General features: G+C 63.5%; 23 protein-coding genes and 1 pseudogene. 3 read left to right on the forward strand and 21 right to left on the reverse strand.

Annotated features, from left to right (window positions below; genetic code table 11):
- Positions 1-90: 90 nt before the first annotated feature.
- From J1C48_RS16540 to J1C48_RS16615, 15 genes and pseudogenes are all read right to left on the reverse strand, one after another.
- The gene (locus tag J1C48_RS16540) at positions 91-1,542 is read right to left on the reverse strand and encodes a sensor domain-containing diguanylate cyclase (protein WP_231081865.1); all 1,452 of its coding nucleotides are present in this window, start codon (positions 1,540-1,542) and stop codon (positions 91-93) included.
- Between the two features lie 272 nt (positions 1,543-1,814).
- Positions 1,815-3,125 carry an esterase-like activity of phytase family protein gene (locus J1C48_RS16545; protein ID WP_207259115.1) on the reverse strand — a complete coding sequence of 437 codons (1,311 nt, stop codon included), beginning with the start codon at positions 3,123-3,125 and terminating at the stop codon, positions 1,815-1,817.
- Positions 3,126-3,306: 181 nt separating this feature from the next.
- Entirely contained in the window at positions 3,307-3,720 is a 414-nt protein-coding gene (gene rpsP / locus J1C48_RS16550) for a 30S ribosomal protein S16 (RefSeq protein WP_207259116.1), read from the reverse strand.
- Between the two features lie 20 nt (positions 3,721-3,740).
- A complete protein-coding gene (locus tag J1C48_RS16555) occupies positions 3,741-4,028 on the reverse strand; it encodes a chorismate mutase (RefSeq protein WP_207259167.1) in 288 nt (95 codons plus the stop codon).
- Positions 4,029-4,069: 41 nt separating this feature from the next.
- Entirely contained in the window at positions 4,070-5,611 is a 1,542-nt protein-coding gene (gene ffh / locus J1C48_RS16560) for a signal recognition particle protein (protein ID WP_207259117.1), read from the reverse strand.
- Positions 5,612-6,003: 392 nt separating this feature from the next.
- A complete protein-coding gene (gene pqqE, locus J1C48_RS16565; protein WP_207259118.1) occupies positions 6,004-7,158 on the reverse strand; it encodes a pyrroloquinoline quinone biosynthesis protein PqqE in 1,155 nt (384 codons plus the stop codon).
- Positions 7,155-8,209: pseudogene (gene pqqC / locus J1C48_RS16575) on the reverse strand (pyrroloquinoline-quinone synthase PqqC). Before pqqC ends, pqqE begins: the two are co-directional and overlap by 4 nt.
- Positions 8,206-9,120, reverse strand: coding sequence for a pyrroloquinoline quinone biosynthesis protein PqqB (pqqB, locus tag J1C48_RS16580; RefSeq protein ID WP_207259168.1), 915 nt, complete (start codon positions 9,118-9,120; stop codon positions 8,206-8,208). Before pqqB ends, pqqC begins: the two are co-directional and overlap by 4 nt.
- Positions 9,121-9,162: 42 nt before the next feature.
- Complete coding sequence (gene pqqA / locus J1C48_RS19300) at positions 9,163-9,324, reverse strand: pyrroloquinoline quinone precursor peptide PqqA (protein ID WP_425523518.1); 162 nt, start codon at positions 9,322-9,324, stop codon at positions 9,163-9,165.
- 318 nt (positions 9,325-9,642) lie between these two features.
- The gene (locus tag J1C48_RS16590) at positions 9,643-10,233 is read right to left on the reverse strand and encodes a MerR family transcriptional regulator (RefSeq protein ID WP_207259122.1); all 591 of its coding nucleotides are present in this window, start codon (positions 10,231-10,233) and stop codon (positions 9,643-9,645) included.
- 34 nt (positions 10,234-10,267) lie between these two features.
- Positions 10,268-10,609: an integration host factor subunit alpha gene (locus J1C48_RS16595; protein WP_207259123.1), complete on the reverse strand. Its 342-nt coding sequence runs from the start codon at positions 10,607-10,609 to the stop codon at positions 10,268-10,270.
- A gap of 104 nt (positions 10,610-10,713) precedes the next feature.
- Positions 10,714-11,697 carry a beta-ketoacyl-ACP synthase III gene (locus tag J1C48_RS16600; RefSeq protein ID WP_207259124.1) on the reverse strand — a complete coding sequence of 328 codons (984 nt, stop codon included), beginning with the start codon at positions 11,695-11,697 and terminating at the stop codon, positions 10,714-10,716.
- Positions 11,694-12,767 carry a phosphate acyltransferase PlsX gene (gene plsX / locus J1C48_RS16605; protein ID WP_255679444.1) on the reverse strand — a complete coding sequence of 358 codons (1,074 nt, stop codon included), beginning with the start codon at positions 12,765-12,767 and terminating at the stop codon, positions 11,694-11,696. Before plsX ends, J1C48_RS16600 begins: the two co-directional genes overlap by 4 nt.
- A gap of 93 nt (positions 12,768-12,860) precedes the next feature.
- Entirely contained in the window at positions 12,861-13,424 is a 564-nt protein-coding gene (locus J1C48_RS16610) for a YceD family protein (RefSeq protein ID WP_207259126.1), read from the reverse strand.
- Positions 13,425-13,426: 2 nt separating this feature from the next.
- Positions 13,427-13,957: a ubiquinol-cytochrome C chaperone family protein gene (locus J1C48_RS16615; protein ID WP_207259127.1), complete on the reverse strand. Its 531-nt coding sequence runs from the start codon at positions 13,955-13,957 to the stop codon at positions 13,427-13,429.
- Between the two features lie 161 nt (positions 13,958-14,118).
- On the opposite strand from J1C48_RS16615, the gene J1C48_RS16620 reads away from it, so the two are divergent.
- Positions 14,119-14,613 (forward strand): outer membrane protein assembly factor BamE, encoded by a 495-nt coding sequence (locus J1C48_RS16620; RefSeq protein ID WP_207259128.1) that lies wholly within the window; start codon positions 14,119-14,121, stop codon positions 14,611-14,613.
- Between the two features lie 278 nt (positions 14,614-14,891).
- On the opposite strand, the gene J1C48_RS16625 is transcribed toward J1C48_RS16620, so the two are convergent.
- The 5 genes from J1C48_RS16625 to J1C48_RS16645 are packed head-to-tail and all read right to left on the reverse strand — an operon-like array spanning position 14,892 to position 20,235.
- Positions 14,892-15,755 carry an endonuclease/exonuclease/phosphatase family protein gene (locus J1C48_RS16625; RefSeq protein WP_207259129.1) on the reverse strand — a complete coding sequence of 288 codons (864 nt, stop codon included), beginning with the start codon at positions 15,753-15,755 and terminating at the stop codon, positions 14,892-14,894.
- A 16-nt stretch (positions 15,756-15,771) separates the two neighbouring features.
- Positions 15,772-16,839: an ABC transporter ATP-binding protein gene (locus J1C48_RS16630; RefSeq protein WP_207259130.1), complete on the reverse strand. Its 1,068-nt coding sequence runs from the start codon at positions 16,837-16,839 to the stop codon at positions 15,772-15,774.
- A 1-nt stretch (position 16,840) separates the two neighbouring features.
- Positions 16,841-17,896 carry a carbohydrate ABC transporter permease gene (locus J1C48_RS16635; protein ID WP_207259131.1) on the reverse strand — a complete coding sequence of 352 codons (1,056 nt, stop codon included), beginning with the start codon at positions 17,894-17,896 and terminating at the stop codon, positions 16,841-16,843.
- Positions 17,896-18,813 carry a carbohydrate ABC transporter permease gene (locus J1C48_RS16640; RefSeq protein ID WP_207259132.1) on the reverse strand — a complete coding sequence of 306 codons (918 nt, stop codon included), beginning with the start codon at positions 18,811-18,813 and terminating at the stop codon, positions 17,896-17,898. The genes J1C48_RS16635 and J1C48_RS16640 overlap by 1 nt, the downstream gene beginning before the upstream one ends.
- Before the next feature lie 57 nt (positions 18,814-18,870).
- A complete protein-coding gene (locus J1C48_RS16645; RefSeq protein ID WP_207259133.1) occupies positions 18,871-20,235 on the reverse strand; it encodes an ABC transporter substrate-binding protein in 1,365 nt (454 codons plus the stop codon).
- 107 nt (positions 20,236-20,342) lie between these two features.
- Here J1C48_RS16645 and J1C48_RS16650 point away from each other — a divergent pair, with 107 nt between their 5' ends.
- Positions 20,343-21,455, forward strand: coding sequence for an ROK family transcriptional regulator (locus tag J1C48_RS16650; RefSeq protein ID WP_207259134.1), 1,113 nt, complete (start codon positions 20,343-20,345; stop codon positions 21,453-21,455).
- 384 nt (positions 21,456-21,839) lie between these two features.
- Here the strand turns inward: J1C48_RS16650 and J1C48_RS16655 are convergent, their stop codons facing one another.
- On the reverse strand, positions 21,840-22,502 hold the full coding sequence (locus tag J1C48_RS16655; protein ID WP_207259135.1) for a GntR family transcriptional regulator: 663 nt from the start codon (positions 22,500-22,502) through the stop codon (positions 21,840-21,842).
- A 142-nt stretch (positions 22,503-22,644) separates the two neighbouring features.
- On the opposite strand from J1C48_RS16655, the gene J1C48_RS16660 reads away from it, so the two are divergent.
- Positions 22,645-23,769 (forward strand): sugar ABC transporter substrate-binding protein, encoded by a 1,125-nt coding sequence (locus J1C48_RS16660; protein WP_207259136.1) that lies wholly within the window; start codon positions 22,645-22,647, stop codon positions 23,767-23,769.
- The last annotated feature ends 2 nt before the right edge of the window (positions 23,770-23,771 follow it).

Raw genomic sequence — 23,771 nt, forward strand, 5'->3', positions numbered from 1 at the left:
CGAAGCCGGCCGGTCGCCACAAGAGCCGGACCCGACACGGATTTGCCGCGAGTGGGCCTGAGATGGCGGAACGGCCGCGACGATCCGGTGCTATGCGCCGCGCGGCTCGACTTCTTGCTCTTTCGTCACCCTAGCGCTGCGGTCGCGCTTGTTGCGATACATGTCCTCGTCGGCGCGCATCACCACATCCTCCAGCCGCTCGCCGGGGCTGGAGATCGACAGGCCGAAGGACAGCGCCAAACGCGTCGAGCCGTAGAACTGATTGTTGACCTCGACGAGCTCCTGCAACGTCGCGATCATCTGCCGGCCGTCAGTCAGGCCGCAGGATGGCATCAGCACGGCGAATTCGTCGCCGCCGATGCGCGCGGCGGTCGAAGGCGCCGTCACCGCCTCCTTGAAGATTTCGCCGGCGCGTCGGAGCAGCGCGTCACCCGCCGCATGGCCCATCGAATCATTGGCGAGCTTCAGCCCGTCGAGATCGGCGAGGATCACCGCCACCGGCTCTGGTCCCTTGCGCTCCAGCCGATTCAGCTCATCGACAAAGAACGACCGATTGCAGAGCTTGGTCAGGATGTCGTGCTTGCCGAGGAATTCGAGATAGGCCTCGGCCTTCTTGCGGGCGGTGATGTCGGTCAGCGCCACTTGCACCAGGGACCAGTCGCTCTCGCGCCCGGGGAAGACCGAGAACTGCATATGGACATGCAGCTCCTCCCCCGACAGCGCGTAATTCACCACCTCGCGCTGCTGGAACAGCTTGCCGTCCCACAAATCCACCAACTGCTCGCGAAAATGCTGTCGCATGTTGTCGCGAAAGACCTCACCGAGCCGGCGCAGCAGCATCTCCTTGTCGCGCGCCTCGAACAGATCCAGCGTGTACTGATTGACGTCGATGACGCGGATCTCGCTCATACAGCGCGAGACGAATTCGGGATGAACGTCGGTGAAGGTGCGAAAATCCTCGACGCCGCTGGCGCGAACACCTTCGAGCAGCATCTTGACCGCCGAAAAATCCTCCACCCACAGCGAAATCGGCGAATGCTCGAACAAGCCGCGGGCGAAGTTCTCTTTCTCTACCAGCTGCCGACGCTGCTGCATGAGTTCGGTGATGTTCTCTGTCGAGACGATGACCCGCGACCAATCATGCTCGGCGCCCGGCAAAATCCGCGCCCGAAGCTGCACGTCGAGCCGACGGCCGGTGAGTGTGTAGTTGACCGCCTGGCTTTCGAAGCCGTCACTGCGCTCCCACAGCTGGCACAGCTCGCCAAGATGGGAGGACAGCATATCGCGCGAAAACACCACGTCGAGATTGTCGATCAGATCGGCGGCATCCTTGGCCTCGAACAGCGCGACGGCCCGTTCGTTGACCTTCAGCACCCGGATCGACAGGGCAGCCTCGCGCACGAGCTCCGGATTTTCTTCGAGATGGGCGCGCAGATCGCGCACGCCGTCGGCCCGCCACGCCTCCAGGAGAGCTTTCACGCCGCCAAAATCTTCCAGCCAAAGCGGCAGGGGCGCGAGATCGAAAATAGAATTTTCGGTCACGCCCGCTTTGCCGACGTTATCCATAGGCAAGTCATCCGTGAAAGCACTGTCCATCGCCTGGCCGGTTCGCTCGAAAAACACTTGTTGCCAACGGCCGGAGGCTGGCGCGACGCATTGGCAATTCTCATTCTAAGATTATTTTTTGCAATCCTTACATCAAGGTTTCGATGTTCGATTTACCATTCTTTTTGCCCTGCGACAAAACGGCAAAAGGCGGGCGTCGCCTTTCGGCATCGCCCGCCCGGGATGCGTCGTTTCGAGACCTGATCGGCTCAGTGGGTCGCCGTCAGCGGCTTGTCGAGGGTGATCTTGACGATGTAGCTCGGATCGCCAGCGATGCCGAAATCGTTGTCTGTCGTTAGGATCAGCGTCGTCGGGTTCATCACCGCGATACCCTCGATCTTGGCCGGCATATCCTTGAGATCGTCGCTATCGAGCACCAGCGTCTTCTTCAAGGGTTGCACCTTGGCCGCTTCGATCGCCTCGCCCCTCAGCTGTTCGAGGCTCGGGCTGGTTGCGGGATCGTCGAATGTCGCCGGGATCGTCGCGGCCTTGGAAAGATCCACGCGGTAGAGCTTGGTCGTCTTCGACACCCGCTCCAGAATCAGCAGTTGATCCGGCCCGATCGCGGCCATCTCGGACACCTTGACCGCCGACTGCGCCGGCACCTTCTTGGCGTTGTCGGCCTTGAAGCTCGACGGCTCGTCCAGCTCATAGGCATATTCGCCGACAACGGCCTCGGTCTTCGGATCGAACTTGAACAGCCGGATCAGGCGCGAGGCCTTATAAGCTTTGGAATCCGGATTATCGAGCGGGCTCTGCAGGGCGAAATAGAGCATCGATCCATCCGGCGAAACGCCGATCGATTCGATCCCGCGATTGAGGTGGCGCTTCATCACCAAGGGCGGCAGGACACCTTTGACCGGGAAGGACGCGCTCTTGTAGTCACCCTCCAGACCTTTCGGCACCAGCCGCTCGATCACCGTGCCATCGGCGGCGACATGGGCGATCGAGGCGCCGTATTCCTCGCCGATCCAATAGGTGCCGTCGGCCAGTCGGACGACGCCCTCGGCGTCGAAGCCGTCCGGTGACGGTTTGACCGGCTTGCCCTCGGCCGAATAGGCGCCTTCGCTGGTGGTCTTCGTCAGGGGATTGGACAGGCCGTTGAGACGATGGCCATCCGTTCCCTTCAGCGGCGTGGTCGAAACCACGGAAACTTTGCCGCCTTCGCCTATCTTCATTTCATAGATCGTCGGGGTGAAGTCCGGAACGGGAAAAATCTTCGCCTTGCCATCGCCAGCGCACAGATCGTCCTTGCCAAGACCGATAAGCTTTTCGGCATCCTCGCCGCAGTCGATGTTCGGGCCGCGATCGGTGATCGTATAGAATACATCGGCCGGATCGCTGGCCCGGTGGAACGCACCCGAGCCGAAGCCGACGGTGAGATCCATCACCTTGCCGTTGGGATAGGTGACCGACTTCAGCGGCAGATCCGGCACTGTCAGCGGCGTGACTTCAGCAGCGGAAGCCGCGGTGACCATGGCCGCCAGGCTGACGGCGGCAGAAAGGCTGATGGAGCGCATCGGGACGATCTCTTCTTCATTGATGATGACCGTGTCCCGGTAAACCGCCCGCATGACAGGGCCGCGACAAAGCGGCGTCGCGCCCTTCCCCTTCGGCGGCCCACACATGTCCCGCACCAAGAAAAAAGCGACGTCCGCCGGACGTCGCTCCTTCAAAGCTTTCACGATGTGACGCCGCGCCTTACGCGCTGGCTTCCTCGCTCGCCTCTTCGGCCGGAGCGGCGGCGGCGGCCGCGGCCTCGGCAGCGGCTGCCGCTGCATCCGCTTCCTTCTGCTTGCGCTCGGCTTCGCGCTCCTGGGCCTTCTTGCCCGGCAGCGCCTTCGTCGGATTGCTGCGCTCGGGGCGCTTGGCGATCCCGGCCTGATCGAGGAAGCGCAGCACGCGGTCGGTCGGCTGAGCGCCCTCGCCGAGCCAATGCTTGATACGGTCTTCCTTCAGGGCAACGCGCTCGGCGTCCTTCGGCAGCATCGGATTCCACGAGCCGAGCTGCTCGATGAAGCGGCCGTCGCGGGGCGAACGGGCGTCGGCAACGACGATGTGGTAATAGGGCCGCTTCTTCGAACCGGCACGGGCAAGGCGCATCTTCAGGGGCATGTCTGTCTTCTCCTAGATCATCAGTCGGCGCTGCGCGCGGCAGCAATGGCTTCGTGGTGGCGGATGACTTCCCGGATCACGAAATTGAGGAACGTCTCCGCGAATTCGGGATCGAGTTCGGCGTCGGCAGCCAGCCGGCGCAACCGCTCGATCTGCTGCTTCTCGCGGGCGGGATCCCCCGGAGGCAGGCTATGCTCGGCCTTCAGCGCCCCGACCTTCTTGGTGCAGCGAAAGCGTTCAGCCAGCATATGGATAATCGCCGCGTCGATATTGTCGATCGAGCGACGCAGGTTCAAAAGCTCCGCCATCGGATCGACGGCAGCGGTGGATTGGGTTTCGATGTCGATGGTCATTTCTTCTTTCCCACCAGACCCGGAAGACCGGGCAAACCCGGCATGCCGCTTGGCACGCCCATCCCCGGCGGCAGCCCTTTGGGCAAGCCAGGCATGCCGCCGGCCTGTGCCGCCTTGGCCATCGCTTCGAGGTCTTTCGGATGCATGTTGGACAGATCGGGCATGCCCCCCGGCATCCCGCCGCCGAGGCCCATCTTGCCGGCGAGACCGCCCATCATCTTGCCCATCATCCCGCCCTTGCCCTTGCCCATGGCCTTCATCATGTCGGCCATCTGGCGGTGCATCTTCAACAGCTTGTTGATGTCGGCCGCCGAGGTGCCGGAGCCGGCGGCGATGCGCTTCTTGCGGCTGTGCTTCAGCAGATCGGGATTGGTCCGCTCCTTGGCGGTCATCGACGAGATGATCGCCAGTTGGCGCTTCAACATGGTGTCGTCGAGGCCGGCGGCGGCCATCTGGTTCTTCATCTTGCCCATGCCGGGCATCAGACCCATCATGCCGCCCATGCCGCCCATCTTCTGCATCTGGCGGATCTGATCGGCGAGGTCGTTGAGGTCGAATTTGCCGGCCTGCAGTTTCTTGGCCATCGCCGCGGCCTTTTCCGCGTCGATGGTCTCCGCCGCCTTCTCGACCAGCGAGACGATGTCGCCCATGCCGAGGATGCGGTCGGCGATGCGCGAGGGATGGAAATCCTCCAGCGCATCCATCTTCTCGCCGACGCCGATCAGCTTGATCGGCTTGCCGGTGACCGCGCGCATCGAAAGCGCCGCACCGCCGCGCCCGTCGCCATCGACGCGGGTCAGGACGATACCGGTGATGCCGACCCGCTCGTCGAAGGAGCGAGCCAGATTGACCGCGTCCTGGCCGGTCAGGCTGTCGGCGACGAGCAGGATCTCGTGCGGCTTGGCGCGCGCCTTGATCTCGGCCATCTCGACCATCAAGGGCTCGTCGATATGGGTGCGGCCGGCGGTATCAAGGATCACCACGTCATAGCCGCCGAGACGGGCCGCCTGTTCGGCGCGGCCGGCGATCTCGACCGGTCCCTGGCCGGCAATGATCGGCAGCGTCGCCACGCCCGTCTGTTCGCCGAGAACCTTCAGCTGCTCCTGCGCGGCCGGCCGGCGCGTATCGAGCGAGGCCAACAGCACTTTCTTGCGCTGCTTCTCGGTCAGCCGTTTGGCGATCTTGCCGGTCGTGGTGGTCTTGCCCGAGCCCTGCAGGCCGACCATCATCACGACGACCGGCGCCGGGGCATTCAGATCGAGCGCGACCTGATCTTTGCCGAGCATCTCGATCAGCTCGTCATGGACGATCTTGACGACCATCTGGCCGGGCTTGATCGACTTCAGGATTTCCGCACCGACGGCCTTTTCGCGGACCCGATCGGTAAAGCCACGCACCACTTCCAGCGACACGTCCGCTTCCAGGAGCGCACGGCGCACTTCACGCAGCGCCGCGGAAACATCCTTGTCGGACAGCGCCCCGCGGCCGGTGAGGCCGTTCAGAATGGACCCGAGACGGTCCTGAAGGGAATCGAACATGGCTTTCCTTCCGTCCTTCCGTCGCAACCTCCGAAAGGTGGTGCGACGGTCACCGGCACACAAACCCCATGCACAAAGCATCATTGCATCCGCGGGCGAAACTCGCTGGCGGATGGTGACCTCCGTGCGGCTCTTGCTGTCTCATCAGGATACTCTGAAAAGACGAGGGGCACGGTCGGCGGGTCGCGGACGGGATGTCGCGGATTTTCAGGAGGGGTTGAAGCAGCCCCGCCGGGAAATGTCAAGCGGCAGTCGGAACGCCGGGGCAGCGGCGGAGATGCGAAGGGGACATCCCATCGCCCCGTCCCGATGTCATAACCTGCGCCGCAGCGATGCGACGACCCCCGTTTAACGCGTCATGCATTGTGCATCCTGCCGGATAAACGGCGCTTCTATCGCCGTTCGGTCTCTTGGCCGATGCGAAAGCCGCGGTAGACCGCCGGCCCGGGATCGCAGACCGCAGCTTCCATCGTCGCCAAGGCGCCGAGCTCGGCATGACGCGGGGATTTAATGCAGACCGGGTCGGTCGCGGCCGCATCTCCCGTCAGGGCCAGAGCCTGGCAGCGGCATCCCCCGTAGTCGACCGTCTTGCGCTCGCAGGAGGCGCAGGGCTCCTGCATCCAGCCGGTGCCGCGATAGGCGTTAAAGGCCGGGCCGTCGTACCAGGTTTCAGCCAATGAACGATCACGAACATTCCAGAAATCGAGATGGGTGATGGTCTCTGCGGCGTGACAGGGCAGGATTTTCCCGGACGGGGTGACAGAAAACGTCCGCGTACCCCAGCCGCCGTTGCACAGCTTCGGATAGCGGGCGTAGTAGTCCGGAAACACCGCGTCGATGACCAGCGTGCCCTTCAGCCGCTCCCTCGCGCTTTCCACCTCGTCGATGGTGCGGTCGACATCGGCCCGCGCCGGCATCAGCTGCGCCCTGTTCTTCAAGGCCCAGCCATAATATTGCGTGTGGGCGATCTCCAGCCGCTTGGCGCCGAAGGCCACCGCCTTGTCGATCATCGCCGGCACCTGGTGAATGTTCATTCGGTGGATGACGGCATTGAGCGTCAGCGGTACACCGCGGGCGACGACCGCATCGGCAAAGGCCTGCTTCTTGTCATATCCGCCGCGATAGCCACCGACCGCCTCGGTGATCGCGGCGTCAGCGCCTTGCATCGACAATTGGATGTGGTCGCAGCCGGCCTCGATCAGCGCATCGAGCTGTGCGTCCGAAACCCCGATGCCGGAGGTGATGAGGTTGGTGTAGAGGCCGACCTCGGCCGCATGGCGCATCAGCTCGACGATGTCGCGCCGCGCCGTCGGCTCGCCGCCAGACATATGCAGATGGATCACACCGAGCTCGGCGGCTTCCGAGAATACGCGCTTCCAGGTTTCGGTATCGAGTTCGACGGATTTCGGATCAAGCTGCAGCGGATTGGAGCAGTAGGTGCAGCGCAAGGGGCAACGATGGGTGACCTCGGCGAGCAGCCCGAGCGGCGGCTGCGGTCGCGGCGGAGCGACCCGGTCGGCTTGCAGATCGACATGGCTACCGCTCATAGGCTCACCATCTGCTTGTTCGCGAGATCGGTCAGAAACGCCTCGACATCCGGCCGAATCGTCGCTTCGTCGGCAGTGAAGGTTTGCGTGAGATCGGTGAGGATCGCCTTGAAACTGGCCTTCCCGTCGACCCGTTTCAGGATCTCGGTGGCAATCGCGTCGGCTTCGAAAATCCGCTCCGGGCCGAGCAGCACGAAGCGGCTGCGCGCTTTGTCTTCGCGAAACTTCACGCCGCGCGGCAGCGCCGGCACCGTCTCGTCGGCAATCGCGTTCGGCCGGTCCATCACCGCGTCTCCCCGCCCGCCTCGGCCTCGCCGGGGCGCCAGGCGTCCGGCGGGATGAAGCCCGGCTCGACATAGGCATAATAGAGCGCGTCGAGCTGCGCCCACAGCACCTGGCATTTGAAGCGCAGCGCATCCATCACCGCCGCCTGCTCCTTGGCGGTGGTGGCGTGCTCCAGGCAGTAGTCGAGAGCAAAATCGCTGTCGCGCTTGGCCTGCACCGGCCGCTTGTCGAAATAGGCGAGCGTCTCTTTGGAGATGAAGGTGTAATGGGCGAGCATGCCCCGGGTGCGCACGCCGATGACATTCGGCGAGAACAATTCGGTCAGCGACGAGGCGATGGCCTCGAGCAGCGAACGCTCGCGCACGAAGTGGACATAGGCGTCGACGGCAAAGCGCGTGCCGGCGAGAATGCCGTGACCGGATTCGACAAAGGCGCGGTCGAGGCCGACGCCATCGGTGAGCGCGATCCACTTCTCGATGCCGCCGCGCTCGGTATCGGAGCCGTCATGGTCGAGAATGCGCTGGCGCCATTCGCGGCGCAGCTCCACACCGCCGAGCCGGGCGAGGATATAGGCATCCTTCACCGGAATATTGGCCTGATAGTAATAGCGGTTGAGCGCCCAGGCCTGGACCTGCGCCCGGTTCAGCCGCCCGTCCTGCAACAGCGTCTGAAACGGGTGGAGGTGATGGTAGCGGGTCGCGCCGATCTCGCGCAGCGCCGCCTCCAGCTCCTCCCGGCTCATCAGCCGATCCGCCGTCTCCCTCATAGCGCGATCTCCATCCCGTCATTGGTAACCGTCCAGCCGGCGGCTTCGACGGCCCGTCGTTCCGGCGACCCCGCAATCAGGATCGGATTGGTGTTGTTGATGTGGATGTAGGCCTTCTGGCCGATCGTCAGACCGTCGAACGCCGTCAGACTCCCGCCCTCGCCGGTGATCGGAATATGGCCCATGCGACGGCCGGTCTTTTCGCCGACGCCCGCCCGCTTCATTTCGTCGTCGACGAACACCGTCCCGTCGAAGAGCAGCGCATCGGCGCCGTCGAGCCGCGCTTTCAGCGTCTCAGGAACATGCGCGCAGCCGGGGATGTAGAAGGCCGTGCGGCCATGGGCCGAAAGCCTGACGCCGACGGTCATCTCGCCTTCTTCGCCGATCGCGACCTCGCCCGTTTCCATGAACAGGGGAACTTTCCCCGGCACCGAGAAGATCTCCGCCTCCAGGCCCGGCAGCGGCTCAAAGCGCGTGCCGACGGTGACCGGCCGTTGCTCGACAAAGCCCGGATCGAGCACGGAGAAGACCGGGTTGTCGGCGATCATCGCCAGAACCCCGGCGGTGCCATAAAGCGGAAAGCGCTGCTTTTCGCGCAGCGTCAGCAGGCCGGCAATGTGATCGACATCGCCATTCGTCACCAGAACCGCGCCGATCGGCGTCGCCCGCCGGTCGTCCGCTTCGGCCTTGGCCGCCGGCGCCAAACGCGGCGCGGCAAGGATTTGCCCCCGCAGATCCGGCGAGGCGTTAAGCAGCAGCCAGTTGCGGCCGTCGGCGGAGGCGGCAATCGAAGACTGTCCGCGCGCGTTTACCCGCCCGTCGCCCGCCCAATAGAGCCGGCAGACGTCGCACAGACAATTCCATTGCGGGTAACCGCCACCCGCGGCTGAGCCCAAAACAAAAAGCCGCAGGCGATGATCCCGCCCGCGGCCCGATTCAGCATGCATCATCGATTAGAATTCGACGGGCATATAGCCGTTGATTTCCATCGCCATGCAGATTTCGGTGACGATCGGCTTGTTCCAGGCCATGGTCTCTCTCCCAATTTGCTTGTCATTCGCTTGCTTTGCCGCCACTCGATCCGCAGTCACCTGAAAAAGAGCCGACGCCAACATCTTCAGGTTTATAAAGGCAAAAGTCTCAAGCGTGAAGCAACGTCACGCATCGGCAGGAAAGATCGGGAACACTTCCCAGAAACTCCACGGCAACCAGAGGATGCGCAATCTCCGGAACCGATGCGGTCAATCCGGAAAGTTTGATGCTCGAATTCGGCCGTGCCGGCTGCCGCCCGACAGCATCGGCCCGAAAATCGGAATCAATTTGTAGAATGCGATGAGCCGGAACCGCCGTTCCGCTTCCAGTCCTTGTTTTGCCGCATGATGGGATCCGGAACGTCACGCAACGTTTCGGATCATGCGCCAACGCGCGCCGCGTCAACGAACCTGGTCGAGCAGCCGCTTGCATTCCAGCAGATCGAGCAACACCGCGTCGAGCATCTCGACGCTCTCGCGCGGCAGCCGCGGGCCGTCGCCCGGCTCGCGCTCGCTGCGGCGCAGGAATCCGGTCAAGGCGCGCGGCCGTTGACGCGCGGGCTGCGCCGCCTCCTCGATCTCTTCCTCCCGCGCCACGGAGGCGATGACCTCCGGCTCCGGATGGATCAGGTCGAGATCATCGACATGGGCTTCGTCGTCACCGCCGATCGCCTCGTCGTCACGGCTCCCCGCGGCCAGCGCGTCGAGACCGGCCAGATCGCCCGATCCGATCGCAATGACAAAGCGGCTGCCATTTTCCTTCAGCACCCGCTGCACACCTTTGATGGTGTAGCCTTTGACATAGAGAAGATATCGGATGCCGCGCAGCAGCTCGACATCGTCCGGCCGATAATAGCGCCGGCCACCGCCGCGCTTCAGCGGGCGAATCTGCGCAAAGCGCGATTCCCAGAAGCGCAGGACATGCTGCGGCAAGTCCAATTCCTCGGCGACCTCTGAGATCGTCCGGAACGCATCCTCACCTTTTTCAGACATGATGGCCGCACCAATTCCTCAAACGACGCGGCAGCTATTCGGCTGCGCGCATCATTTCAACGCCGGCATCCGCCCGCTTGCTATGCGCCTCGAGGATGCGATCCTTCAAGACGTTCGACGGCTTGAACACGGCGACGCGACGCGGCGAAATCGGCACTTCTTCGCCGGTCTTGGGATTGCGACCGACCCGCTCGTTCTTGTCGCGAACCAAAAAAGAACCGAAAGAAGAAATCTTCACCGATTCGCCGTTGGCGATCGTTGAGCACACCTCTTCGAGCACCATCTCGACGAGTTGCGCAGATTCGGTCCGGGACAATCCGATCTTTTTGAAAACTGCTTCGGCGAGATCGGCCCTGGTGAGTGTTCGTCCCCCCATCTCTGCCCCCTGATCGACTTGAAAGATCGGCCCGCTCAATGTCTTGCGGCGCCCATTGACGATTTCGTTACTCTACTCAAACCGCCCTGTGAATCAAGCGAGATCTACCATCGAACGAGAACCGCGGCCCAGGTGAAACCACCCCCCATCGCTTCGAGCAGAACGAGGTCGCCGGGCTTGATCCGCCCGTCCCGCACCGCCGTATCGACGGCCAGCGGAATCGAGGCCGCCGAGGTGTTGCCGTGCCGATCGACGGTCACGACCACCTTGTCGGCGTCGATGCCGAGTTTTTTGGCCGAGGCGTCGATGATCCGGCGATTGGCCTGATGCGGCACGAACCAGTCGATCGCCTCCGGACCGATCTTTGCCGACGCAAAACAGGCCTCAATCACGTCGGTGATCATGCCAACGGCGTGTTTGAAGACCTCGCGCCCCTGCATCCGCAGATGGCCGACAGTGCCGGTGCTCGACGGGCCGCCATCGCAATAAAGCTTCGATTGGTGCGCCCCATCCGATCTGAGCTTGGAGACGAGAATGCCCTGTTCTCCGATCGTACCCTCGCCCGCCGCGACGGCCTCCAGAACGACGGCACCGGCGCCATCGCCAAACAGCACACAGGTTGAGCGGTCCTCCCAGTCGAGGATCCGTGAAAAGGTTTCCGCGCCGACGACGAGCGCGCGCTTCGCCTGACCGTTGCGCAGATACATGTCAGCGGTGGTCAAGGCGTAGAGAAAGCCGCTGCAAACCGCATGAACGTCGAAGGCAAAGCCGTGGGTGATGCCGAGTCGGTCCTGCAGCTGGACGGCAGAGGACGGAAAGGTGTTGTCCGGTGTCGCCGTCGCCAGCACGATCAGGTCGATGTCGGCCGGCTGCCACGCGGCAGCGTCGAGGGCCCGCCGTGCTGCCGCTTCGGCGAGCGAGACGGTCGTCTCGCCCTCACCGGCGATGTGGCGCTCCGCGATGCCGGTGCGCTGGCGGATCCATTCGTCGGAGGTTTCGACGATGCCCTCGAAGTCACGATTGCGCATGACGCGCTCGGGCAGGAACGAGCCCGTACCACGAATGACGGACCGAATTTTCTCACTCATAAAAGACTGCCTTCGGGCACACTGGCCGCCTCTTCGGAGATGCGGCGGTGATAATTGGCGAGATCGGCCTCGATCTTCTCGCGAAGTCCGGCGCGGGCCATCGTATGGGCGAGATCGATGGCGGCCGCGATGCCTTCCGCGTCGGTGCCGCCATGGCTCTTGATCACGATCCCGTTGAGGCCGAGAAACACGCCGCCATTGACCTTGCGCGGATCCATCTTGTCGCGCAACCGATCGAAGGCGCTCTTGGCGAGAACATAGCCGGCCCGAGCCAGAAACGTGCGCGACATGGCGGCCCTGAGATAGGCGGCGATCTGCTTGGCCGTGCCCTCGGCGGTCTTCAACGCGATATTGCCGGTAAAGCCCTCGGTGACGACGACGTCGACCGTGCCCTGGCCAAGATCGTCGCCCTCGACGAAGCCGCGATAGTCGATGCGCGGCAGCGGCGTTTCCTTGAGCAGCCGGCCCGCCTCGCGAATCTCATCCTGCCCCTTCACTTCCTCGACGCCGATATTGAGCAGGCCGACGGTCGGGCGTTCCAAGCCGAACAGCGTGCGGGCCATGGCGCCGCCCATCATCGAGAAATCGATCAGCTGCTGGGCATCGGCGCCGATGGTGGCCCCGACGTCGAGCACGATGCTGTCGCCGCGCAGTGTCGGCCAGATCGCGGCGATCGCCGGCCGCTCGATATTGGCCATGGTGCGCAGGCAGAATTTCGCCATCGCCATCAGCGCGCCGGTGTTGCCGGCCGAGACCGCGACATCGGCCTCGCCGGTCTTCACCGCGTCGATGGCGCGCCACATCGACGACTTGTAGCGGCCCTGGCGCAGCGCCTGTGAGGGCTTGTCGTCCATGCGGACCGAAATCTCGCAATGGTGAAATGTCGACGCCGATTCGAGCTTGGCGTAGCGGGAAAGGACGGGCCGCACGGCCGCCTCCTCACCGAACAGCACGAAGCGGGTGTCGGGGCGCCGATCGAGCGCAATGGCAGCCCCCGCCAGAACCACCTCGGGCCCGTGATCGCCGCCCATGGCGTCCAGCGAAATCGTAATGCCGGCGTTTGAGGTCAACTCGTTCTCGCTTCCATCCGTCGATTCCCCAGAGCCTGCCGGCGCGGCGCGAAAATATCCAATTTGCCGACACATACAACCATCTGCATGAGGTCAATCGCCCTCACCGCCGCGATCGGTCGGCAATGTCGCCAGGACGGCGAATGGCGACGGCGCCTCGTCGGCCTCATCGTCAGCCGGCGCGGCGCTGGCAAAACTCTCGCCCTTGCGGCGCGGATAAGGATCAACGGCCAGCGCCAAGGCCTCGAATACCCGCTCACCGAGGTCGATGGTGTCGCCGGCAAAGCTTTCCGGTGGATCCTCGCCCTCCGGATCGATCATGATTTCCCCCACCGGATCGTCCGTTCGCCGCCGTGTCTGCGGACTTTCGCGCAGATAGGTCGCTTCGAAGCTTTCATCGATTACCTGCTCGACCGGCTCCAGCGTCACCACGCTGTTCTGCACCACTTTCGCCCACAGCCGGCCGTTGACCCGTGCCCCGTCCTTGCGGAATGGGCGGGCGGTCATCTCGGCGCGAAAGGCACTCACCTCGACCACATCGAGGGCGGTGGCAAGACGCGCGCGATCCGCCGCCTCGGCGACGAATGTCACACCACGGCCGTCGCGCGGCAATGTGGTCGCCTGGAGTGGAATATGAATCGGTGAGGCGGCGGTCATGGTCACTCCGTAAGCTCGAGCCGACCGGCGAGAATGGCTTTGCTGGCGATGGCGCCGAAACGCCGATCGGTCTCGATCATGTAGGTTGCCAGCGCCGCCGCCGCATCCCGTGGCGCGGCGGCATCCAACTCGATCGCCCGGCTGAGCAAAGCTTCGGCCAACGCCGGCTGCGGCTCGGCGGCGTCGAAGGCCGCATGATAGACCCGGACGCGCTCGTAAAAGACGCCGGTCAGCTTGCGCATCCGTTTCGGCACCGACTGATCGCCGATCCCGAGTTCGCGGATCGTATAGTCGACATCGGCGACGAAGCGATCGACCAGATCTTGGGCGAGCGCCTCGAGCCCCGTCTCGCTGCGGCAACGGCGCAAAAACAGGAACACATGGAGGCTCAGCGCCTCGAACCTTCCGGAAAACGTATCGGCCACGCCCAGATCCGCGTAGAGCCGCGGCTGACGCGTCAGGGCGACGATCGCCTGAAAGATGTCCTCGACGATCGCCCGGTTGCGGCGCGCGATCCTCCAACGTTCCATCATGCTCTTTCCACGGTTTGCCGCCGTTCTCTGGCGGTGCCACAGCTTCGGCGCGATTGCAACGAAGCGTCAGGTGGATTACCACGCCAGCATATAGTGTTTCGGCGCGATTGCCTCGATATGGCCGTTAAGTGCGGCCAACGCATCAGCAGATTGCATCGGGCATGTTGCAGGGGAGACGAAATAGCGTGCGTAGAAAACAGCGTCTGACGTTGCCGGTCGTCATCGGCACCGCGGCCCTCTGCCTCTCGACACTTTCGGCGTGCTCGACCACCGAGGTGCTGAACCAGGGTTACATCGTCGATCCGAAGGCGCTCGAACTGGTGCCGGTCGGTTCCTCGAAGGAACAGGTGCTTCTGGCACTCGGCTCGCCATCCACCAAGGCGACCTTCGACAACGACGTGTTCTACTACATCTCGCAAAAGCGCGTCCGGCCGGTGGCCTTCCTGCAGCCTCGCCTTGTCGATCAGCGCATCCTTGCCGTCTATTTCGACAAGAACGACCGGGTCGAGCGCATCGCCAATTACGGCCTGAAGGATGGCAAGGTGTTCGACTTCATCACCCGCACCACGCCGACCGGCGGCAAGGATGCGAGCTTCCTCGGCCAGGTGCTGAGCGACACCGTCTCCGATTCGGGCGGCCCGACCAGCCTGCTCTAAGCGGGACCACGATTTGCCCGACACGAAAAAGCCGGCTCGATCAGGGCCGGCTTTTTCGTGTCGCTCGCGGCGCCCGATGACCTTCATCTCGTCGACCGACGGGGGCTTCCAAGCCGCAGTCATCATGTGGTGAATGCCGGCGTTTTGCAGCCAACTCGCCCAGCGTCAGATCGCCCAGGATCGCCGTAGCCGCAATCCTCCCGCCCTTCATCAGATCTCGCGTCGCATCCAGGTCGACAAAGGATCGCCGGGAAGGCCCGGTGGGCCCCAAACCGCCATCATGCCGAGATCTCGAGGAAGATTGGAAAGTGATCGGAGCCTTGCGCCGATGTATCGACCCGCATCTCCCGGACTCCCGAGGACAGCGAGGCGCTGATAAAGCAGTGGTCGATGCGGCCGGCATTGGCGTGGGTCGCCCCCTCGCCTTCCCCGTGGCCCGCGGCGACCCAGGCGTCGACCAGCCCTTCCGGGTTCGCGAGCCGGCCGTGTTTGCCTGCCATCGGCCCGACCAGCTGCGCATATTCGGCACTGACGGCGGTGAAGTTCATGTCGCCCATCAGAATCATCTCGCGCGGCATCGGCGGGACGGCGCCCTCGGTCCAGCCCGCGGCAGGGTTGGGATGACCGCCGCACCAAGCCCCCCCTTCGGCCGGGGCGCGCGCGAAGATGTCCAGCATCGCCTCGATCTGGGGCAGGCGCGTCTCGGGGCAGAGGTGGCTCAGATGGGCGCAATAGACCCGCAGCGGGCCGCGCTCAGTTGCGATCACCGCCTCCAGCAGCCCCTGCTGAATCGAATGCTGGGTCAGCGTCCCGCGCTTGGGCAACGGAAAATTGCGGCTCGACAGGATCGGAGCCCGCGACAGTATCATGCAGCCGAACTGGCGCCGCCGGTTGATCAGCCGGCCAGCGTCGTTGCGATAGCTCGCATCCATGTCGAGGTTGGGGGCGTAGACCCAGTGATGCTCAGGCAGCGCGTCAGCGATCACGGCGGGTCCATCCACCATTCCCGAGCGTTGCCAAAACCGGTCGACCTCCTGCAGCGCGATGACATCGGCGCCGGCGACGGCGGCGGCGATGCGCTCAAGGTCGTAGCGACCATCCTGGCCAAGGCCGTACTGGATATTGTAGCTGGCAAAGATCATCTTGGCTCCCATTGGCTCACGGCCGAATGTTCAGATTGGGAATTCTGCGCCCGCCCGCGTCGAAGAGGAGCGAATGGGCAGCGTCGATCTGCACCGCGGCCGGCTCGCCCGCCGGCGGAACAGCGTCGCCCGCCATGGCCAGGACGTGGAGCCGGCCGATTGCGGTCTCGACGCCGTAGAGCACCTCGCGACCAAGCGGCTCGACCGTCACGACGCGGGCCGGAAGGCCGCCCTGGCCCGGGGCGCCGAGACGAAGATCCTCGGGGCGCAGACCGAGCGTGATCCGACCTGCGGTGGAGGCGGTTAGCGTCATGGCGCCGGTGCCGATATGCAGCGTCTCGCCCTTCGCGTCGCCCTCCAGAAGCGTGATGGGCGGCGAGCCGATGAAGCCGGCGACGAAGGTGTCGGCGGGGCGGCGGTAAAGTTCGTCCGGCGTGCCGATCTGCGCGACCGCACCGCGCGACATGCAGATGATCCGGTCGGCCATGGTCATCGCTTCGATCTGGTCGTGGGTGACGATCAGCGTGGTCATGCCGAGCCGGCGCTGGATCGCTCGGATCTCGGCCCGCATCGACATGCGCAGCGTGGCATCGAGGTTGGACAGCGGCTCATCGAGCAGCAGAATGTTGGGCTGCTTGACCAGGGCGCGGGCCAGCGCCACGCGCTGCTGCTGTCCCCCTGAAAGCTCGGCGGGCTTGCGGTCGAGGAACTCGTCAATCTGCACCAGGTTTGCCGCTTCGACCACGCGGCGAGACAGATCGTCCTTATCGACCTTCTGGAACCGGAGAGGAAAGCCGATATTCGCGCGCACCGTCATGTGGGGGTAGAGCGCGTAAGATTGGAAGACGATGCCAACGTTGCGGTCGCGCGCGTCGACGCCGTTCACGACATGCCCGTCGAACAGAACCTTCCCCGAGGTTGGTGCGTAGAGGCCCGCGAGCAGGAACAGCGTCGTCGATTTGCCACATCCCGAGGGGCCGAGGATGGCAACGCATTCGCCATTGGCGATGCTGAGATCCATGGGCCGCAGGACCTCAGTCTCTCCCCAGCTTTTGGAGACCTGTTCGAATGCGATCTGCGCCATGCTAGCCTTTGATGCCCCCAAAGCTGATCTGCGTCAGATATTTCTGCGCGAAGACATAGAGTGCGACGACGGGCAGCAGATAGATCACACCGGTCGCCGCAATGAGGTTCGGGTCCGCGCCCATCGCGTCCTGTGAGACCCAGAACAAGTAAAGGCTCATGACCATGTGCGAATTGTCGATCAGCAGGGTCGTGACGTAGACGTATTCCTCCCACCCGCGCAGGAAGGTGAAGGTGCCGACCGCGATCAGCCCGCCTGAGACCTGCGGCAGGACGACGAGGCGAAAGGCCTGCCAGCGCGAGGCGCCGTCGGTCACCGCGCTCATCTCGATATCCCAGGGCACGGCATCGAAGAAGGTCTTCAGGATCAGGATCGCGAAGGGGAGTTCCAGCGTGGTGAGCACGAGCACGACGCCCAGGATCGAGTTCAGCAGGCCCATCCAGTAGGACTGGATGAAGATCGCCACCGTCAGCGCCATGACAGGGAAGGCATGCAGCAGCAAGATGCCGCGCGACAGCGTCTCACGGCCGCGAAAGGCGAGGCGCGAGAGCGCATAGGCGGCCGGGGTGGCGGTGATCAGGATCAGCGCGGTCTGGGTGCCGGCCAAGGCGAACGAATTGCCCATCGCCGACCAAATCGACGGCAGTTCGCCGATGGTCGAGCTGCGCCCCTGCTGGGCCGCCATTACGTCGGGATTCCACAGGAAGCGGAAGTTGTTGAGCGTGGTCAGCGGCAGGATAAACAGTGTGGTCAGGATGACGGCCGCGGCCGCGGCCATCGCCGGCACCCATGTGCGGAACCGTTCAGGCATCAGCGGGGGCAGCACGATCAGCGCAAGGTAGAGCACCGCGACCAACCCCGCCGCGCGCCAGAAGACCTGCATCACCGCAGCACTGCCGAGCGTTGTCACCGACATGGTGAGAAGCCAGAGATAGGGCATGACGACGGGCAGCGAGACCAGCGTCAGGAAGACGGTGATCGTGCCCAGGAAGATCATCCGGTGCCGCCGCCCGCGCCGGGCAAGCGCCATCCAATCCGGGGAACTCTGTTCGGCCATCACAGCACCTCGATCCGCGGCCTTGTCCGGTTCATGCCGTCGCCGAAGAGCCGCCACTGCAGCAGGGTGAAGCAAACCCCGAACAGCATCAGCGCGATCGCCAACGCTGCGCCATAGGCATAGTGCCCGCCCTCGAAGGCGCGGCGGTAGACGTAGAGCGCATAGGTCGTGCTGTCGTAGACCGGGCCACCATTGGTGATCAGCAGGATGTATTCGAATGTCACCAGCAGCGAGAGCGCCTGATAGATGGTGATGAACCAGACCGGCCCCTTCAGCGACGGTAGCACCACGAAGCGCAGCACCGACCATTCGCTCGCCCCGTCGACGCGGGCAGCGTGGAACAGATGTTCGGGGATCGAGCGGATGGTGGAGGTGAGCACCACCATTGCGAAGGATGCGCCGACGAAGCCGTTGGCGAGGATGATGACAAGGAGCGGATGGTCGTTGCGCAGGTTCAGCGGGGCCAGGCCGAAGATGCCGGTGACGACCTGGTTCAGGAGGCCCTGCGGGCTCGAATCAACGACCCAGATCCAAAGCAGCGCATAGATCACCGCCGGGCTCATCCGCGGCAAGATCCAGATGCCGCGAAAGAGTGCGCCGAGACGATCGGACACTGCGGTGGTGGTGATGGCAAGCACCACGCCGAGGCCCACATTGAAAAAGAAGAGCGTCGCGGTGACATAGAGAAAGGTCGTCAGCAGGATCAGCGGAATCATCCGGTCGGCGCCGAGGATCCGGTCGAAGTTCTTCAGCGTCCAGGCGGTGACCTTGAGGCTTTCACCCATGTTGGTGAAGGCGATGCCCACGTCGATGACGATCGGCGCAAGGAAGAATAACAGCAACAGCGAGGCCGCGGGCGCCAGGAACAGTGCCGGGCGCGCGCGGCGGCAGCGAACGGGGACAAAGGCCTGACTCATCGGCGGTCTCGTCGGCTTGCGAGGCGGCGGGGCTGGCGGACCAGCCCCGCCGGAGGATCACTCGGCTGCGCTGTCGTGGATCTCGACGGCGTCGCCGAGCTGCAGGTCGAGTTCGTCGGCGATGAAGCCGACCGCCTGGGCCGCCGTCATCTTGCCGGTCTCGACCGCTTGCAAGCCGGTGAAAAGCACCTTGTTATAGTCGCTGAACTGGGGATTGTTGGGCACAAAATCTGCGCCTTCCATCATCGGCGAGGCCAGCGACACCACCCAGTTCGCCTTATAGGCCGGCAGCGCCGTCTCGGCATGGGTAATGGCGGTGTGGTTCGAGATGACCGCGTGGCGGACGTTGAAATAAGGCGTGGTCGCGATCGCCACCAGATCGGCGGCGACATCGGGATACTTGGTCCCGGGGTTGATCGCATAGATGATCGGATGCGACAGGTTCGCGGGCTTGCCGCCCTTCACCGCCGCCGGCGCCGGCAGCCAGCCGATCTTGTGGGTATAGCCCGCCTCGTCTTTCGGCCAGCTCACACCCAAGGCGTCGCCGGTCTGCCAAGCCACCGCCCAGACGCCCTGATGGAAAATAAACGCCTTTTCCTGCTTAAAGGCGGTCTTGATCGCATCCCAGCTCATCGCCGTATTGTCGATCGGGGTCACACCCTCTTTGGCGTTCGTCTCGTACCAAGCGAGCGCGTTCTGCATCTCCTTCTTGGGCAGCATCAACTTGCCGGTCTTGGGGTCGACGAATTTCACGCCGAACGACTTGAACACCATCAAGTAGTCGATCCCGACATTGGGGCGATGCAGCATGCCGTATTCCGCCGCCCCCTTGTCCTTCACCTCCTTGGCCAGCGCCGTCAGATCGTCGAGGGTGAAATCGCCCCGCTCGACGGCAGCGGGCAGGCCATCGATAAAGGCCTCGTCCTTGCCGATCTTGCGCAGCATATCCTTGTTGTAGAAAAACATCCGGATCTCGGCGTCCTGCGGCACGCCATGGATCTTGCCGTCCGAAGCCCTCACCGACTCCCACAGGTTGGGCAACACATCGTTGAACGCCCAGGGTCGGGCAGCGATGGCCGCCTCCATGTTCATCGCATAGCCGTTTTCGGCGAACTTGCCGATCCATTCATGCGGCAGCGTGTAGATGTCGGGCCCCTGCTTGACCGCAAAGGCCTTGAGCATATCGAGTGCGTAGGCGTCCCACCCCTTCTGATTGCCCCGATTGACGTCGATCACGATGGTCTTGTCGATTCCGGCGGCCTTATATTCCGCGTTTAGCACTTTGGCGGCATCGACGATGTTCTGTTCTCGGTATGGCGTGTCGCGGTCGACCAAGGTCCACATTTTCAGGTGAATCTCTTCGGCCGACGCCGGCAGCGCAGTCAGCAGCGCCGTGGCGAGAATGGCGATTTTTCTGAACATCTGCGGGTTTCCCCTTCAGGCAGCGGGTGAATTGATGGCATTTAAATAACTTGGTTATATAAATTAAAAATGACACTGATCCGAGAGCAGCAGGACGAGAGGTGGTTATGAACGCTCCGGGCTCTCGCCTGTCTCTCTCGCGCGGGCAGCGTCGCCTCGTCGCGCTCCTGCGGCGTCACCCGATACAGTCGCGCGCCTTTCTGGCAGAACAGCTGGAGGTTAGCCAGCCGGCGATCAGCAAGCAGGTGCAGGAGCTGATGACACTGGGGCTGGTGGTCGAGGCCGCCCGCCGAACCGGCCGCAGGGGGCCGCCGCAAATCGACCTGAAGTTAAACGCGGATGCGATCTTCGCCCTCGGCATCCACGCCGACTCCGAATCGGTGCACGTCGTCCTGCTCGATTTCTGCGGCGCGGTCCGGGGCGAGTTCGGGCTGCGGAACGCCTTCTCTGATTTCGAGGACGCGCAATCGGCCATCGTGATCGGGGCGCGGCAGTTACTGGCTGAAGCCGGCCGGGATCTCGGCGCGCTGGCGGGCGCCTGCATCGCTTTGCCGGCCCGTTTCGTGAGCAGCGAGGGCGCGCTCAACCTTGCGGACGCCGTTGGCACATGGCGGGGAGTCGACATCGCAGATCGGCTGTCGACGAGGCTCGGCTGTGACGTCACCGTCGAAAATGACGCGAACGCCGCCGCGCTGAGCGAAGTCGCGATCGGCAATCCAGACGGCTATGCCAGCTTCTTCTACATCTATATCGCGGATGGGCTGGGGGGCGCCCTGGTGCTCGACCACCAGCTTTATCGCGGAGCGCATGGAAACGCGGGCGAGATCGGGGCGCTGCGTCCGCGCTCTACCAGGCGGCCGTCACTCGGCGACCTCGCCCGCAACCTCGGGAAGGACGCGCCCCCGCCGTCGGCCACGCCCGAAGTCTGGAACAATCATTTTGCCGCCCGTCCGGACCTCTACGCGCCCTGGCTGGACCGCGCGGCGGCAGAGTTGCACGAGCTTCTGTTCGTCGTGCGGACACTGTTCGACCCCGAAGCGATATTCGTCGGCGGAACCATGGCGATGGCCCTGCGGGAGGCGCTGATTAAACGCGCCCGAGAGCTCCGCCCTCCCCATCATTTCGTGGCCATGCCCCCGATCGTCGCGTCGCAGCTCGGCGGGCTCGCCTCCGCGGCTCAGGGCGCTGCGGTATCGGTCTTCCTGGAAGGCGCTGCCTAAAGCATCGGCCCGAAAATCGGAATCGATTTTCGGCAAAGCACGATGCGTCGATTCAAAGGCTTAGAGCGACCTTTCTGCGTCCGATCGGACGCAGGGCGCTAGCGGAATGCGATGAACGGGAAACATCCTTGCGCTCCCCGTCCTTGTTTCGCCGCATGATGTGAGCCGAAACGTCATGCAACGTTTCGGCATCATGCGCGAGTGGTCCGATTCCGGCATTTGATCCCGTGCTGTGGAGACCGCTCAGCACATGTCGGAATCGAAAAGGCCACGGGCCAAGGTTATGATCCTCTTGGACTTTTCGAATTTGACATTGGATTCAACGGACGCCCCCAACGGGGATGCAAATGTCAAATTCAATCCACGAGCAGAGAGTCGACGATATCAGATCAGCCGGACCAAAACGTCGTAGGCGCCGTCGATGTCGGCGGCAAGCGCCGTCACCACGTCGTCCGGCATACACGACGCGACACCTTGGTAGATGAGTTCGTGTTGGCGGTTGGACATGCGAAAATTTCCGCTTTCGCGTAAGAGGTGGAAATAGGGGCTGATCTGAAGCCAGAGGTTCTCGATAATGCCGAGGAGAATCGGCGAGCCGGCTTGGCGGTAGAGCGCGAAGTGGAAGTCGTAATTGGCGGCGACGTAGGACTTCGGATCGGCGCTGCGTTCGGCTGCGTCCAGCTGCTCAAGAACCGCCGAGAGCTGCGTGACGAACGCCGCGTCGGCGCGCTCGGCCGCCCAGCGCGCCGATGTCGTCTCGACCTCGACACGAACCCGGCGCAGATCCTCCAGCCGTTCGCGCGACAGCTTCGGAACGCCGATCGTGCGCCCCGAAACTACCGTCAGCACCCCCATCGACGTCAACCGCGCCAGCGCCTCGCGGACCGGCATCGGGCTGACGTCGAAGGCTTCGGCCAGGCTCGCGACGGTCACCGACTGTCCCGGCACCATCCCCCCCTCCAGGATGAGTTCGCAGAGACGGCGAAACACGCCGTCTTGGAGGGTCTCCCTGCGGAGAGGCGTGATGCGCTGACTGAAGACCGACATGAAGGCACTCCGATAAAAATTCGGCTTCACGATAAACTTTTCCTGTCCCCGCTTGAAGTCATTTCGATTTTAGATCAAAAATCAAAAATGCACGGACAAGGGCGCTTGGGAGATGCGCCGCCGATGCATCAGGGAGGTCAGGATGACACGTGCTACCACAAAATGGGCCGGAGCCCTCGCTCTCGCTCTCTCGACGGCGTTGGTGCCGCCCGCGTTCGCGAAGGAAAAGTACAAGGTCTATCTGTCGATGAGTTATATCGGCAACGACTGGCAGGCTGAGGCCGCGAACATGGTCAAGGCCATGGCCGCGTCGAAAACCATGGCCGATAAGGTCACGCTCAAGGTTCAGGTCGCCGGCCCCAATGCCCAACGCCAGATCCAGCAGATCAACGCGATGGTCCAGGCCGGTGCGAACGCCATCGTTGTCTATCCGATCTCGCCGACGGCCCTCAATCAGGTGGTCAAAAATGCCTGCGCCAAGGGCGTGACGATCATCGCCTATGATGGCGAGATCACCGAGCCCTGCGCCTACAACGTGACGATCGATCAGACCGAAGCCGGGACCAAGACCGCCGAATGGCTGGTCGACAAGCTCGGCGGCAAGGGCCGAGTCGTGATGGTGACGGGCGTCCCCGGGACCTCCGTGGATACCGCGCGCACGGCCGCCGCGAAAGCGGTCTTCGCCAAGCACTCCGGGATCCAGGTCGTCGGCGAATTGGTCGGCATGTGGAGCCAGGCTGTCGCTCGCACCGAACTCTCGAAGCTGCTCGCGACCCGCGGCTGGGACGACATCGACGGTCTGTGGATGCAGGTCGGTTGCTACACCGCAGATGCGATGCAACTGGAGGCAGGGCGCACCGCCAAGCAACTCAAACCTTGCGCTGGCGAGGGATCGAATGGCGGGCGCATCCAGATGCTGCCGGCCGGAACCAAGGTTGATGGGGCCAATGGTTCCTATGCACCGATGGACGCGCCGCGCATTTCCTACGCCTCGCCGCCTTATTCCGGCGCCTACGCGCTGAAGCTCGCGGTGTCCATCCTCGACGGCAAAAAGGACGTGCCGCATCATACGACCTTGCCGTTGCCACTGGTCACCAACGACACGATCAAGCTCTGCGAAACCGGCAGCTGGGACGAGATGAAGAACGGCTGCAACGTCTTCAAACCGTCGGTCATCAAGAATCCGGGATGGTTCGCCTCGATCTTTTCCGAAAAGACGCCGGAGGTCGGCCTGAACGCCGCGCTCAACGGCCAGCCGGAAGACTGATC

It is taken from the genome of Jiella flava (assembly GCF_017349315.1).
GTDB lineage: Bacteria > Pseudomonadota > Alphaproteobacteria > Rhizobiales > Rhizobiaceae > Jiella > Jiella flava.